Genomic DNA, 14,786 nt, shown 5'->3' on the forward strand with positions numbered 1-14,786 from the left:
AAAATAGACAAGATAAAAGATTTACTGCATCAGATAAAAAATAAATACGATGCAAAGCTAGATGAGTTAAATAAAATTGACTTTGACACCATCATCACTAAAACATTAGAGATAATTCCACAAGTACAAACCAACTTCAAGTATATAATGGTTGATGAGTTTCAAGATACAAATGCCACTCAGTTTGAGATAGTTAAAAACTCTTGTAATACTGATACTAACTTATTTGTGGTTGGAGACTCTAAACAATCAATATATTCTTTTCAAGGTGCAGAGATAGAAGTGTTTAATGATGCTACTAATGATACAAGTATTTTCTCATCGATTGAACCTATGGATAAGAATCATAGAAGTGATGGAGTAGTTCTTGATACTGTAAATAATATATTTAACAAATTACTTATTAAAGATGAAAATCTAAAGCTGATAAAACCCAATTATGAAGCCCAAGCCCAAGACCTATTTGTATTTAATAAGAAAAGAGTAAATAAAGGTAGTTTCAAATATCTCATAACATCACAAGAATACCAAACGACAGAAGAAAAAGATCTAGAAGAACCAGTCAATGAGCTTGATACTATTACACAGTTTGTAAGTGAAATATATAAGAGTAATAATAGTGACTACAAACATATTTCAAAATTAATTGACGATAAAGAAAAAGCAATAGCCATTATATTTGACAGTAGTACTAAGATGTTAGAGTTAAAACAGAAGTTAAGAGCGCAAGGTATAACAGCTAAGGTAAGTGCAAGCGATAACTTCTATTACACTAAAGAGGTCAATGACATCTTTAATACTCTCAAAGCTATAGATATTTTATCAAGAGATCCAGAGAAGTTAAGTTCTGCTCAAAAGTATTATGTAGTTGGTGCCATGCGTTCAAATATCTTAAGATGTGATGACAATAGCATTAAAGAGTATTTAGATGCTAATAAAGTAACTGATAAGCTTACTCATTATGTAGAGATATTTAAAAGTATGACACTGTCTCAAGCAGTAAAATATATTTATGATGATTCAAATATTATGGGTGTGTATGCACATTATGATGATATAGAGCAAAGAGTGGCAAATCTTTATAAGTTTCTAACACTCTGTAAAGATTATGAAGATTCTAGTGAATCAAATCTATACAAGTTTTTATCATTGATTGAAAATGCCATATATTTTAGTGAAGCTAAAGAAGATGAAGCCTTCTTCAAATCAGATAACACAAAATCGATAGAGATATGCTCTATACACTCCACAAAAGGTTTAGCATACCCTCTTGTTCTGCTTGGAAATAGTGATAAGGGTTTATATTCTCAAATCACTTCCGATGCCTTAAAACACAACAACTTTACTCTAGGTAACGATAAAAAACAGATAGTTGGATTTAAAGTCAATGACTACACTCCATTAAGCCATAGAGTCTTAAAAGAGATTGACAAACTAAAACACCTTGCAGAAAAGAAAAGACTACTCTATGTAGCACTTACAAGAGCAGAACATGATGTAGTAATTTCTGCACAACTAAAACAGACTGCTAAAGGACTCATATCTCTTCGAGAAGACAGTTATCTTCATATGATGTGTGAAGCATTGGAAATTGATAAAGATGAGCTTTATGGACAGAATAAAGACTACTGTATAGAGATAAAAGATATAGGGATGAAAGATACTATTAAAGATGATGTAGAGTATGTACAGCATTCTTTAGAACCGATAGTTTTTGAATCAAACACTTTAGCCAGTGCCACTTCTGATAGTAAGAATGCAAGTAATGATAACAGAGCTACAGACTTAGGTACTGCTACACATAAAATCATTGAACTTTATTGGAATACCTTCAATGAAAATCAAGAAGTAATACTGGATAAAATGATAATATTTGAGAGTTCTAAAAGAGAGACAATTGTAAAGAATATGAATAGCTTTTATAAAAGTGATATATATGAGTTACTAAGGAATGGAGTTGAACACCATTTTGAGCTAGAATTTACTGTTGATGGTAAAACTGGATTTATTGATTTTATCTATTTTGATACCAATCAAGATGGTTGGATAATTGTTGACTTTAAAACGGGAGTAGAAAGTAATACAAAAGAAAAACAGTATGAAAATCAGTTAAATTTTTATAGTAACATTATGTCTAGTATGGGATATGAAATTAAAGATTCCAAGTTGCTTTGGATTTAGCATACAAAAACCGTTGAGCAAGTGTCGATATAACATAATTTGAAGGAGGCGATAAGATGGATTTAAGTGTAAGTACTACAAGTTATTTTAAACTAGAAATAATGGCTACTGGTGGAGAGTTTACATATGGATTTGTAACCAATAAAGATCAAAAAGATTTAATTAGAAAGAAAATAGATAGTTCAACTATATGCATAGAAAATTATGAAGGTGATGTAGAAGCTTTATTTTTTATGTTTGATGATGTAGTGCATGTATATGGACCAAGTGGAGCTAATGCTAAGGTGTCACTGTCAATATATAGTGATGAAGATTGTGAGAATGAAGTCAAGGAAATATTTTATAACGAACATATAGATGATATTGGTGTCCATTCTTTCATGAGTTTAAATCCTAATCCTAATGAATTTAAAAAAAATTATGATTCAGATGCTCTAATGTTTGGGGGTTACTATATTGAGAAGAGAGTTCGCTATCCAGTAGTAATAAAGATCGAGCAAGATGAGAAGTTTGATGTGAATAATCTATATATTGGAACAGTAAGTCTTGATGAAACTTTATCTGAAGATGAGATTGTAGATAGAGTTTTATATATTCGGCCTGATGTAGCAACCAAAATTATGAATATATATAGTAATGGAGAGTATTGCGATGAATCATTAAGTGATTATATTCATGAGATTTATTACGACTTCAATGATCTGGACAAAAGAGTTCAAGAATTATTAACCAAGGCTGTGTGTGACCCTTTAGATATTGAGGGTAAGGGTGCGCAAGAAGAACAGTTTGTTATTGTGAAAACAATGGATGATGATATATTATTTGAAGGCTATTGTTATGGTTAATGTAGTACGGTTTGAAATCAAGTTAATGGAGAATAAAAATGCAAACTAAAGTGGATTTAAGTGAACTCTCAAAAGAGAATATTATAGAAGCGATAAAAATATATGATAATAATCCATCGGTCTGTAAAGGCCGAGAAGCAAAGATCTATAATTTAATTGTCAATGAACAAAGATATCCCCATAAATGTATAGTAGGTATAGCTTATAATAAGAAGAGAGGAATAGAAGGAGTGCTTGATAAAGATAGTTATTATTCTACTGGTGGAGGTAAGAGTTCCGCAGAAGAATTTTAATAAAACGTGGATTTATGTTAGAAAAACGTGAAGAAAGAAAAAAAAATGCAAGAGATGTAATTGTAGAGACTTTGAGAGCATTGGGAAAACCATCAAGTACAAATGAAATACTTGAATACATTATTAAACATGACATATATCAATTTACTGGAAAAACCCCTGAGTCAACAATAGGTGGAGATTTGTCCAAAATGGCTTCATGGAAAAAATATGCTGTTGATAAAATAGAAGACAATAGTCAAATATTATACCGTTTACCAAAGCATTTAAAAATTATTCAACAACCTCTACCATATCAAAAGTTTAACGATCAAAACAATAAACCTTTAAATCAAATATTATATGGCCCTCCAGGTACAGGAAAAACTTATAATACAATTAACAAGGCTTTAGAAATTATTGATGGAGTTGTCCCAGATACTAGGAAAGAAGCAAAAGATCGCTTTGATGTACTAAAAACATCTGGTCAAATTGAGTTTATAACATTTCACCAAAGCTATGGATATGAAGAATTTGTTGAAGGGATTAAGGCGGAAACGGAAAATGGTAAAATAAGTTATGAAGTTCAACCTGGTACTTTTAAAGAACTTTGTGAAAAAGCATCAACAAAAAGTTCATCAAATATTGATGAAAAAATCGAATGGCTTAAGACACAGCTTATTGAACAAGAGTCTATAGATATTAAATATAATACCTCTGGGTTTAATGTAAGTTATCGAGGTGGAAAAACTTTTAGAATAAAACCTAAAAACACTAAAAATGAATACACTGATTATCCTGCTTCTATTGAAAATATTATTAAATTATATAAAGGTGGACTACGAAATAAAGTTTATAACCCAACATATACAATAGGAATTTTAGAATATTTATATAACAATGGATTGGTTAAATATGATGATTTAGAAGAGAAAGATGAAAAAAAATATATACTAATAATAGATGAAATAAATCGTGGAAATATTTCTAAGATATTTGGAGAACTCATTACTCTTATAGAACCAAGTAAACGAATAGGAGCCGATGAAGAGGTACAAGTAAAACTTCCATATTCTAATCTACCTTTTGGTGTACCACAAAATCTCCATATTATAGGCACAATGAATACAGCTGATAGAAGTATTGCTCAAATAGATACTGCACTTAGACGAAGGTTTGAGTTTGTAGAGATGATGCCTAATAGTGATTTATTAGTTTTTAGTGATGGTCAAAAGAGCCCATTGATTGTTAAAGATGGAGATAAAGAGATTAATGTTCAAAATATTTTAACTGCTATTAACGAAAGAATAGAGTATATTCTTGATAGAGAGCATACTATTGGGCATAGCTATTTTTTACCACTCATAGATACACCAACAAAAGAGAAGATAGATGAAATTTTTAAAGTCAATATTATTCCACTTTTAGCTGAGTATTTCTATGGCGACTGGGGTGATATAAAATATGTGTTAAACAATAATTTTATAGATAAAAAAAAGAAAAGCGAATATATAGTTGATAAAAATAATGACAATAGACAGCTAAACAAAGTATATGAGATAGCAGATGAATTTGAATCATGTGAATACATTAAAATCTACAATGATAAATGTGAAGAAGAACAAACTGATGGTTTTCCTACTCAAGCCGATGCTATCCCAGAAGAATGAAAAATATTGCAATATCCGAATATGGGTATATCTATTTTAAAAAGCCTAAGAATCTAAATGAAAAATATACTCATGCCAAGATAGACAATGAAAAAGATTTTGATGAGCTTTATACATATTGGGAAGATAATGTAGATACACAAAAAATTTTTGAATATAAACGTGGGAAAGCTTTAAAAGCCACAAGTTATGTAGGTATTATCCAAACTAAAAATTTAAGTATAGAGATATTGCCTAAAATATATGATGGTGAAAGTAATGAAGTAGCAACTAGAAATATATTTACTCAAATGCTAAAACCAATATTGGATTTAAAGCCTATAGAAATAAACAAAGCAAATCTATCTGTTACAAACAATAAAAATATCTATGAGATATTTATATCTCTGTTTATAGAGCATCTTGATAAACTAATTCATCGTGGATTAAAATCACAATATATATCAAAAGAAGACAATCAGTATTTTTTAAAAGGTAAACTAAAGTTCAATCAGCACTTAAAACAGAACTATATCCATAAAGAGCGATTTTATGTAGAATATGATGAGTATATGCAAGACAGAGTTGAAAATAGACTTTTGAAATCTGCCGTAGCATTACTCTTGAAGAAGACAAGTGATTTTGAGAATAAAAGAGCATTGAGACAACAGATGTTTATTTTTGATGAAGTACGGTTATCCACAAATTATGATGTAGACTTTAGAAAAGTAAATACTCATAGAGGTATGGAGTATTATGAAATGCCCTTACGATTTGCTAAAGTATTTTTAAAACATCAATCCTTTACTTCCTTACGAGGAAATGACAATGTATTTGCACTACTGTTTCCTATGCAAACAGTATTTGAAAAATATATTGAGTATTCGCTAAATAATTCTAAAGATGTATTAGGGATAAATAGTATTATGGTTAATGGTGGGAAAAATGAATATTTATTATCTAATGGTAAATGTAACATGGCAAGACTTCAACCAGATTATTTACTTAAAATGGACAACGGTATAGATATAGTCACTGATGCGAAATGGAAACTATTAGAGACTAAAGAAGATGAAAGTAAAGGGTGTGAAACAGTCAATATTGCTTCTGGAGATGTTTATCAAATATTTAGTTATTTACATTTTTATGATTGCGAAGATACTGCTTATTTATTTGTTCCTGAAGTTGGTAAAATAGATGGTTTAGAATTTGAGTATCTCAAAAATCAATCAGATATAGGAAATAAAAAACTGAAAATAGTTCCAATAAATTTAGAGGAAATGATAAGTAGCCACCAGTTTCAAGAAAATATTTTTAATAATATAGACAATTAATAAAGTTAAAACCTAGGAGATAAAATATAATGACTATAGAAGAAGTAAAGAATAAAGCAACATTTGTATGCGAACATGTAGATCCAAGTGGCAAACCAATAAACGGTTATTATGATATAAAAGAGGATATCTACTACATTACTTATGACTCTGAAGTAACCAGAGATAAAACTGAGTATGTTACTTTTAAAAAAGGAAGTGATATAAAAGATAATCTATTATTTGATCCATTCTCTGAACTTAAAATTATTAATGGAAAGTAATATGTTACCTAATCAGTCTTTATTGGCTCTTGCTTGTGGCGATAGTTATGGTGCTTACTTTGAGAGAGATGGCTTGATGGGTGTTACATATGAGATTGAGACATTACCAAGTAAACCAGTAGTTCCTATGATAACAGATGATACAAAAATGGCAATGATATTATTCAAACATTATATTAAGCATAAAAATCTATTTATAGAAAAAATTTCTGAAGAGTATCGTTTATGGTCAAAAAGATGGTATAGGGATACACACATATGCTGTTTTAATTAACAATGAAAGTAATAAAGATTCTCAAGGTAATGGTTCTTTAATGAGAGTGATACCTTTTGGAGTTGAACTAGTAAAAGATGGATACAGTTTTGAAGCAGCAGTATCTCTTATGAATCAAGATTCAGCAATAACACATAAAAATGAAACTATTTTTATGGCGAATAGATTAGCCCTAGATATTGCTTATACTGCACGTATAAGGATGCTTAACATAAGTATATCACTTATTTTACCCCATACTTATTTTTATTTAGGTATAATTGCGAAAATATTCCAAATTTAAGGAAACCCTTATGCAAAAAATAAGAAATATTGCGGTTATCGCTCACGTTGACCACGGTAAAACTACACTAGTTGATGGACTGTTAGAACAGTCTGGTACTTTCGGTTCTCATGAAGCACATGATGAAAGAGCAATGGACAGTAATGATTTAGAAAAGGAACGTGGGATCACGATTCTTTCTAAAAATACTGCTATTCGTTATAAAGACTATAAGATTAACATTATTGACACTCCGGGTCACGCTGACTTCGGTGGTGAAGTTGAACGTGTTCTTAAGATGGTTGATGGTGTTTTAGTTCTTGTTGATGCTTATGAGGGAGTTATGCCTCAAACTAAGTTCGTTTGTAAGAAAATGCTTGCTCTTGGTAAAATGCCAATTGTTGTAATTAACAAAATTGACAAGCCTTCTGCTGATGTTGATCGTGTTGCTGATGAGATGTTTGACTTATTCGCAGATATGGGTGCTACAGATGAGCAACAAGATTTCCCAATTATCTATGCTGCTGCACGTGATGGTATTGCTAAATTAGATATGTCTGAGCCTGATTCAGATTTCGAGTGTATTTTTGAAGCAATTTTAAATCATGTTCCGGAACCAGAAGGTTCACCAGAAAACCCACTTCAGTCACAAGTATTTACACTTGATTATGACAACTATGTTGGTAAAATCGGTATCTCTCGTATATTTAACGGTACTGTAAAAAAAGGTGATAACGTTATGCTTGCAAAAGCTGATGGTGAAATGGTTAAAGGTAAGATTTCTAAGCTTATCGGTTTCCACGGTCTAAACCGTATGGAAATAGAACAAGCAGAAGCTGGTGATATCGTTGCATTTGCTGGTATGGAGACTGTTGACGTTGGAGATACTGTTTGTGATCCAAACAATCCAGTTGCACTTGACCCAATGCACGTTGAAGAGCCAACACTAACAGTTGTATTTGCTGTTAATGATTCTCCTTTAGCTGGTAAAGAAGGTAAGCATGTTACTTCTAACAAACTTCGTGAGCGTTTAGAGTTCGAAATGAACACTAACGTTGCAATGAAACTTGAAGTAGTTGGTGAGGGTAAATTTAAAGTTTCAGGTCGTGGTGAACTTCAAATTACTGTTCTTGCTGAAAACATGCGTCGTGAAGATTTTGAGTTTTCAATCTCTCGTCCAGAAGTTATTGTTAAAGAAATTGAAGGTGTTAAGTGCGAGCCATTTGAGCATTTAGTTATAGATGTTCCTGAAGAATTAAGTGGTGGTGTTATTGAGCGTCTTGGTAAGAGAAAAGCTGAAATGAAGTCTATGCTTCCAATGGGTTCAGGTTTCCAAAGAATCGAGTTTGAAATTCCAGCTCGTGCTTTAATCGGTTTCCGTGGCCAGTTCTTAACAGACACTAAAGGTGAGGGAATTATGAATCACTCTTTCATCGAATTTCGTCCATATAGTGGTTCAGTTGATTCTCGTTCATACGGTGCTCTTGTATCTATGACTGCTGGTTCAACTCTTGCATTCTCACTTTTTGGTATCCAAAATCGTGGTGTTCTTTACGTCGGTGTTCAGACTGAAGTTTATGAAGGTATGATCGTTGGTGAGCACTCACGTGATAATGACCTAGTTGTTAACCCTATTAAAGGTAAGGCACAGTCAAATGTTCGTTCATCTGGAGCTGATGAAGCTATTAAACTTATTCCACCACGTGACATGTCACTAGAACGTGCTCTAGAATGGATCGAAGATGATGAGTTACTTGAAGTAACTCCTAAATCTGTTCGTATTCGTAAGAAATACTTAACAGAATCAGAAAGAAAACGTCACTCACGTAAATAATATGTAATCATAGACATCCCATTTAGTGGGTATGTCTATACACCTTACCTTCTAAATATTTTTAAATCCCATACCTATTATATATCTGCATGACTTTTTATAAACAGTTTCATTAGAGCTCCTGTAAGTGTAAGATTTAGAATCATGGCAACGATAACAGTTATACCTGTAATCAGTCCAAAGTTAAAAAGATTCGTCATACTAGCAAACATAAAGACTAAAAATCCAGAACTTAAAACTATAGAAGTGATAAAAATTGCTCTTCCTGTTGAATGTAGAGTTAGTCTTATCGCCTCATCTACATCATTGTGAAGTATGTAGTAGCGTTTAAAGTTATGCATATAGTGAATAGTGTCATCAACTACCATTCCGATGGCAATTGCCCCGATGAGAATTGTAAACATATCTAGAGGTAAATTATAGACATACATAAATGCGATGCCAAACATTATAGGGGTGAGATTGGGAATCATACTTAGAAGACCTAGTTTTAAATTTCCAATAAGTAAAACCATTAGTACTGCTATAACTACAAACGCAACCAAATAACTATCTATAGAACTCTCAATCGATTTTGTTATTGTTGTAGATAAAATAGGTATGATACCTGTTATTCCAACGGTTGCCATACCCTTAAACTCACTGTTTAAAAGAATTTTTAATTCTTCAATCATTTCTATATATTCGATAGAGTCAACCCAAGGTGCCTTAATGGAAAGCCGAGTTTTACTAAACTGAGAATCAACTATTTCTTCAAGATCATCACTTCCACTATTTTCAAAAAGTAAAAATTCTTGTGCGATTAGCTCTTTGTTCTGTGGAACCACATAGAACTCTTTTTTATTTTCATTAAGCGCCATATGAATCTCTTTGAGAACATCTGTAATACTTACTATCTTCCCTATAAAGTAGTTTTCTCCCTTATAGGTATAAATCTCTTTAGTGACTCGCTCTACTGCGTTTAGAAATTCTGGATTATATACACCATTTTCTATTTTTGTGTCCAATACAACTTCGATACTAATGGAACCTCTGAGCTCCTTATCTATAGTTTCAGTGTTTACTCTTACAACATTGTCTTCTTTAAACCAGTGGAGAGGATTATGTGAAAATTGCATCATTGAAGAGAAGACGAGAGATACAACTATAATAATTCCAGCTAAAAAAATTATACTTTTATGGTAGTTTATGGAGAAGTTGGCAATTTTTACCATTATGGAGTCGAGAAAACTATCTTCATCTTGTGCTTTATGTTTTATGGGAGCTAAAGAAAGAAGAATCGGAATAAGTACAAGAGTTAAAAGAAGAGCAATTGTTACTCCAATTGCTGAAAAAATACCAAGAGCTGCAACGGGTGCTATATCTGAAATACTAAAAGAGAGAAGAGAAGCTGCAGTGGTAAACGAGGTCATTGCAACAGCGAGTCCAGAGTGACCGATAGCATAAGCAATAGAGAAATTTTTATCTCCTGTTTCATTGTACTTATGATAAAAAATAGAGAGGATGTGAATACTGTCACCAATAGCAACAGCAAGGAGAAGAGAAGGGAGTATTTGAGTCATTGAGGTTATAGGATAACCAAAGAGAGCCATGGAGCCTATGGCTGAGAGAAGTGTTAAGATAACAACAACAAGAGGTATAAAAATACCACTTACTCTTGCAAAGGTGACAAAAAGTAAAAAAGATATTGTTAAAACTACATAGAGGATAAATTTTGACATATCGTTCATAAGAGTAGTTTGTAAGTTTTTAGTGACTATTGGCGAGCCAGCTTCATAAATTTCAAAATTCTCACTTTTATATTTCTTTATGATTTTTTCCAACTCGACAATAAGCTCTTCACTCTCATTGGCAGTGATAAATTTTAAATTTTCATTACTACTTTGGTCTTCGAAACCTTCTGCCAATGGGTCGAAATCATCTATACCAATAGATGTATATGTATTTGTTGTTATCATTATAGTTGTAAAAGTTGTGTCTGCGTTTAGATATAAATCTTTATATATTGAATTGTTTTGAGCAAACTCTTTGATGACGTTTAACTTTTTATTCTCGTTAGGGATACCGTCTACAAATAGGTCTTCAACAACTAATGTACTACTATCTCCAACTGTCTTACGGGCATTTTTTAGTGAATCTACCTCTTTTATGTATGGAACATTCGCCTCTATCTCTTCATGAAGTTTAAAGAGTTTTTCTAAAAAGTCCTTATTGAAAATATCTTTTGTTTTAATGGCCACTATTATTTTTTCGTCTCGACCAAACTGGCTACGAAAGTCGTTATAGAGAAGAATTTGTGGATCATCTTTGTATAAAAAACCTTCAGTGGAGGTGTCAAAGGTTATCTTTGGTATGTTTGATGCAATTGCAAAGATCATGAAAAGAGTAAGAAATAGTGCCTTGAGTCTATGATTGATGATGATGTAGGTAAAATTTTCAAATTTCTTCTCTACAACTAAACGCCAGTTTGATTTCATTATAAATGCCTTTATTTGAGTATAGTCGAGTATTTTATTCTTTTAACATTAGTCTATTGTTACGTTAAGATAGATATTGGGTGATTCTTTTTTCTAACCAATAATATGGTGAGAGAAAACTTCCCCCAACAAAACCGACATGACCCCCATATTTATATAGTTCCAATTCGATGCTATTAGAGAGTTCTTCTTGCATAGGTAAAACTTCTTTTGTCATAAAGGGATCGTCTTGTGCATGAATGATAAGAGTATCAGTTTTTATATGTTTTAAAAATTGTTTTGAACTAGACTTAGTATAATAATCCTTTACCGAATCAAAGCCATGAATAGGAGCCGTGTATGCATTGTCAAATTCCCAAAAAGTTTTTAATTTTTTTATATCTTTGCGTTTGAGATTTATAAGCGAACTCATATCGTGTTTGTCATATTTTTTATCAAGTGCTGTGTTTAAATCTTTTAAGAGTCTTTTTTGATAATATCTAGCAAATCCTACTTTCATTGCATCAGCACAGATATCTAGTTGCATTGGTGGCGATACAGCTACACATTTTTTAAATGCTGACTTATCTCCGGTTTCCCCTAGGAGTTTTAAAAGCATATTTGCACCCAAAGAGTATCCTACTCCATAAAGTTCTGAGTTTGGAAATCTCTGTTTAAGACTTTTTATAAATTCTAGAGCATCACCGGTATCTCCACTATGATAAGAGCGAGGAAGAAGGTTTTCTTCACCTGAACACCCTCTAAAGTGTATGAGTACACTAGTGCGACCAGCAGAGTTTAGTTCCTTTACAAGACCTAAAATATATGGAGAATTGTAGGAACCAGCTAGACCATGAAAAATAACTACAATAGGCATATTGGAGTCTTTGTTTTTAATCTTACTCCAATAACAGTCTAAGAAATCTCCATCGCTCAAAGTAAATTTTTCTATCTCAAAATCAATAGAAGGGACTTTTCTAAACAAAGATGAGTATATAGTCTGAAGATGCCTATTTTTAAGCCCAAATCCCGGTGTAAATCTTTTATACATTTTGTAATCCTATAGCAATAATTTATCTTATCAAATTTTTATATATAGATGGCTATAATCATACACTTATAAATAATGGAGCTATTTGATGTTGCAAAGAAAAAAAATATATAATCCCGATTCAACTGAAAGTGTAAATGAAAGAAAGATTTTCGGTGGGAATCCAACAGGTATATTTGAACTTAATAACATTAAATATCAGTGGGCATATAATCTTTGGGAAATGATGTTAAATAACACATGGTTTCCTAAAGAAGTAGATATGACACGCGATGTTAATGACTACAAACTCTTAACACAAGCGGAAAAAACAGCCTATGATAAGGCACTATCTCAGCTTATTTTTATGGATTCATTACAGACAAATAATCTTATCGATAATATTAATCCACACATTACATCTCCAGAGATAAATCTTATTTTAGTACGTCAGTCTTTTGAAGAAGCACTCCATTCTCAATCTTATGCAGTTATGGTTGATACTATTTCAACAAATTCTGATGAGATTTATGACTTATGGCGTAGAGATATGATGCTTAAAAATAAAAATGATGCAGTAGCTAAAGTATATCTTGAACTTATGGAAAATCCAACTGATTCAAACTTTGTAAAAGCATGTTTTGCAAACCAAATTTTAGAAGGTATATACTTTTATAGTGGTTTTACTTATCTCTATACACTTGCTCGTTCTGGTAAAATGTTAGGAAGTGCTCAGATGATACGCTTTATACAGCGTGATGAAGTAACACACTTGGTTCTTTTTCAAAACCTAATAAACACTTTGAGAAAAGAGAGAGCTGACCTTTTTACACCTGAGTTAAATGCAGAAGTTATCGAGATGTTTAAAGAAGCAGTAAAGCTAGAAAGTGAATGGGGTAAGTACATTACTCAAGGTCAGATTTTAGGTCTTACTGACGACATAGTTGAGCAATATATTCAGTATTTAGCTGATGATAGATTAAGGTCTGTAGGTTTTGAGAAGATATACAATGTAGAAAATCCAATAAAATGGGTTGATGACTTTGCAAAGTTTAACGACCAAAAAACAAACTTCTTTGAAGCAACTGTAACTAACTACTCTAAAGGAAGTCTCTCTTTCGATGACGACTTCTAAAATAGGTGAGCAGAAACTCTGCTCACTGCTTTTTAAAACCACCTCAAACTATAACGCTAACTTACAAACTCTACTAACTCTTTTAAAAAAAACAGAAAAAAATTCTATTGTCGTTGCTCCAGAAGTTTGTTTAACGGGATTTGATTATGACAACTTTAAAGCTGCTGTAGCATTTTCTAAAATTGCTATTGAGGAGATTAAAAAAGCATCCCTTGGAAAAACTCTGATTTTTACTATGTTTGAAAAAGAAGATGGTAAAATTTTTAACAATGCCAAAATTTTTCATAATGGGGAGATTGTATTTAGTAGAGCAAAAGCTAGACTATTTCGTTTTGGGGGCGAAGATAAGTATATGAGTCAAGGGAGTGATGAAGCTTTTGAGATTGTAGAAGTGGATGGAATTAAAATAGCTATCTTAATCTGTTTTGAATTGCGTTTTAGGGACTTACTAAAGCGATGCGAAGGTGCTGATGTCATAGCTATTCCTTCTTGGTGGGGAGTTTTAAGAAGCGAGCATTTCAAGTCACTCTCTCAATCTTTAGCGATTATGAACCAATGCTATGTAGTAGCGAGTGATTCTCAAAATAAAGAGTGCTCAAAACTAAGTGCTATCATCTCTCCAAAAGGTGAGGCCAAGTACAACGAGAACTCAGCTTGCTTAGTGGAAAAGTATAGTAAAAAAGAGATAACCCTTACGAGAAGATATATTGATGTCGGAATTATCTAATCGAAGAATGTTATCTTATAAAAAATGATGTGATAATTTAGTTGTGTGATAAGTCTAATCTTTTATTGTATAATACAAATAATTTATATTAGGTAGATAAGAATTGGATAGAATAACAGCAACCAAAACCGCGCGTTTAGCCCAAGAGTGCAGTAAGATTTTCCCTCTTTCGCCAGAAATAGAAAATGCTATAGCTAAAACAAATAGAGAAGAATTTGTGCCAGCTGGATTTAGACATAACGCATACAAACTTGATGCACTTCCTATAGGTGCATCTCAGTACATAAGCTCTCCTTTAACAGTTGCAAAAATGACCGAATATCTTTTTCCAAGAGGTGCCGATAGAGTACTTGAAATAGGTTGTGGAAGTGGTTATCAGGCAGCTGTATTGTCGCATCTTTTTCGTGGCGTTTTTACAATAGAAAGAATTGAACCTCTTCTTCTTCAGGCTAAGCAACGTTTTAGAAATCTAGGGATAAATAATGTACACACAAGAACAGATGATGGTCAAAATGGCTGGATAA

The 14,786-nt window shown here is 32.1% G+C and carries 14 protein-coding genes; 12 read left to right on the forward strand and 2 right to left on the reverse strand.

The features are described from left to right. The 9 genes from HOG88_RS04540 to typA form a co-directional block, all read left to right on the forward strand. A partial coding sequence (locus HOG88_RS04540; protein WP_295003676.1) for a UvrD-helicase domain-containing protein occupies nt 1-2,181 on the forward strand: 2,181 nt, incomplete at its 5' end. Nucleotides 2,182-2,237: 56 nt separating this feature from the next. Continuing rightward, entirely contained in the window at nt 2,238-3,026 is a 789-nt protein-coding gene (locus HOG88_RS04545; RefSeq protein ID WP_295003678.1) for a hypothetical protein, read from the forward strand. Between the two features lie 38 nt (nt 3,027-3,064). Continuing rightward, nucleotides 3,065-3,319 (forward strand): hypothetical protein, encoded by a 255-nt coding sequence (locus tag HOG88_RS04550; RefSeq protein WP_295003680.1) that lies wholly within the window; start codon nt 3,065-3,067, stop codon nt 3,317-3,319. A 14-nt stretch (nt 3,320-3,333) separates the two neighbouring features. Further along, entirely contained in the window at nt 3,334-4,968 is a 1,635-nt protein-coding gene (locus tag HOG88_RS04555) for an AAA family ATPase (RefSeq protein WP_295003682.1), read from the forward strand. Further along, nucleotides 4,965-6,281 (forward strand): McrC family protein, encoded by a 1,317-nt coding sequence (locus HOG88_RS04560; protein WP_295003684.1) that lies wholly within the window; start codon nt 4,965-4,967, stop codon nt 6,279-6,281. Before HOG88_RS04555 ends, HOG88_RS04560 begins: the two co-directional genes overlap by 4 nt. Nucleotides 6,282-6,310: 29 nt before the next feature. Further along, nucleotides 6,311-6,544 carry a hypothetical protein gene (locus tag HOG88_RS04565; protein ID WP_295003686.1) on the forward strand — a complete coding sequence of 78 codons (234 nt, stop codon included), beginning with the start codon at nt 6,311-6,313 and terminating at the stop codon, nt 6,542-6,544. A 1-nt stretch (nt 6,545) separates the two neighbouring features. After that, on the forward strand, nt 6,546-6,818 hold the full coding sequence (locus tag HOG88_RS04570; RefSeq protein ID WP_295003688.1) for an ADP-ribosylglycohydrolase family protein: 273 nt from the start codon (nt 6,546-6,548) through the stop codon (nt 6,816-6,818). Further along, the gene (locus tag HOG88_RS04575; RefSeq protein WP_295003700.1) at nt 6,814-7,101 is read left to right on the forward strand and encodes an ADP-ribosylglycohydrolase family protein; all 288 of its coding nucleotides are present in this window, start codon (nt 6,814-6,816) and stop codon (nt 7,099-7,101) included. Before HOG88_RS04570 ends, HOG88_RS04575 begins: the two co-directional genes overlap by 5 nt. 10 nt (nt 7,102-7,111) lie before the next feature. Then, nucleotides 7,112-8,914, forward strand: coding sequence for a translational GTPase TypA (gene typA, locus HOG88_RS04580; RefSeq protein WP_295003690.1), 1,803 nt, complete (start codon nt 7,112-7,114; stop codon nt 8,912-8,914). Between the two features lie 77 nt (nt 8,915-8,991). Here the strand turns inward: typA and HOG88_RS04585 are convergent, their stop codons facing one another. Together HOG88_RS04585 and HOG88_RS04590 are read right to left on the reverse strand one after the other, a co-directional pair. Continuing rightward, nucleotides 8,992-11,391, reverse strand: a complete 2,400-nt coding sequence (locus HOG88_RS04585) for an efflux RND transporter permease subunit (protein WP_295003692.1) — start codon at nt 11,389-11,391, stop codon at nt 8,992-8,994. A gap of 64 nt (nt 11,392-11,455) precedes the next feature. Continuing rightward, nucleotides 11,456-12,421, reverse strand: coding sequence for a hydrolase (locus tag HOG88_RS04590; protein ID WP_295003694.1), 966 nt, complete (start codon nt 12,419-12,421; stop codon nt 11,456-11,458). Between the two features lie 91 nt (nt 12,422-12,512). Between HOG88_RS04590 and HOG88_RS04595 the strand changes: the two genes are divergently transcribed. The 3 genes from HOG88_RS04595 to HOG88_RS04605 form a co-directional block, all read left to right on the forward strand. Then, entirely contained in the window at nt 12,513-13,535 is a 1,023-nt protein-coding gene (locus HOG88_RS04595) for a ribonucleotide-diphosphate reductase subunit beta (RefSeq protein WP_295003702.1), read from the forward strand. Continuing rightward, entirely contained in the window at nt 13,522-14,262 is a 741-nt protein-coding gene (locus HOG88_RS04600; RefSeq protein ID WP_295003696.1) for a carbon-nitrogen hydrolase family protein, read from the forward strand. Before HOG88_RS04595 ends, HOG88_RS04600 begins: the two co-directional genes overlap by 14 nt. Nucleotides 14,263-14,365: 103 nt before the next feature. Next, a partial coding sequence (locus HOG88_RS04605; RefSeq protein WP_295003698.1) for a protein-L-isoaspartate O-methyltransferase occupies nt 14,366-14,786 on the forward strand: 421 nt, incomplete at its 3' end.

Source organism: Sulfurimonas sp. (assembly GCF_018698455.1).
In the GTDB taxonomy this organism is placed as follows: Bacteria; Campylobacterota; Campylobacteria; order Campylobacterales; family Sulfurimonadaceae; genus Sulfurimonas.

Coding starts and splice junctions, on each gene's coding strand:
- HOG88_RS04560 (WP_295003684.1), top strand. CDS start 4,965: ATGAAAAATATTGCAATATCCGAATATGGGTATATCTATTTTAAAAAG.
- HOG88_RS04590 (WP_295003694.1), bottom strand. CDS start 12,421: ATGTATAAAAGATTTACACCGGGATTTGGGCTTAAAAATAGGCATCTT.
- HOG88_RS04570 (WP_295003688.1), top strand. CDS start 6,546: ATGTTACCTAATCAGTCTTTATTGGCTCTTGCTTGTGGCGATAGTTAT.
- HOG88_RS04555 (WP_295003682.1), top strand. CDS start 3,334: ATGTTAGAAAAACGTGAAGAAAGAAAAAAAAATGCAAGAGATGTAATT.
- HOG88_RS04600 (WP_295003696.1), top strand. CDS start 13,522: ATGACGACTTCTAAAATAGGTGAGCAGAAACTCTGCTCACTGCTTTTT.
- typA (WP_295003690.1), top strand. CDS start 7,112: ATGCAAAAAATAAGAAATATTGCGGTTATCGCTCACGTTGACCACGGT.
- HOG88_RS04585 (WP_295003692.1), bottom strand. CDS start 11,391: ATGAAATCAAACTGGCGTTTAGTTGTAGAGAAGAAATTTGAAAATTTT.
- HOG88_RS04550 (WP_295003680.1), top strand. CDS start 3,065: ATGCAAACTAAAGTGGATTTAAGTGAACTCTCAAAAGAGAATATTATA.
- HOG88_RS04545 (WP_295003678.1), top strand. CDS start 2,238: ATGGATTTAAGTGTAAGTACTACAAGTTATTTTAAACTAGAAATAATG.
- HOG88_RS04565 (WP_295003686.1), top strand. CDS start 6,311: ATGACTATAGAAGAAGTAAAGAATAAAGCAACATTTGTATGCGAACAT.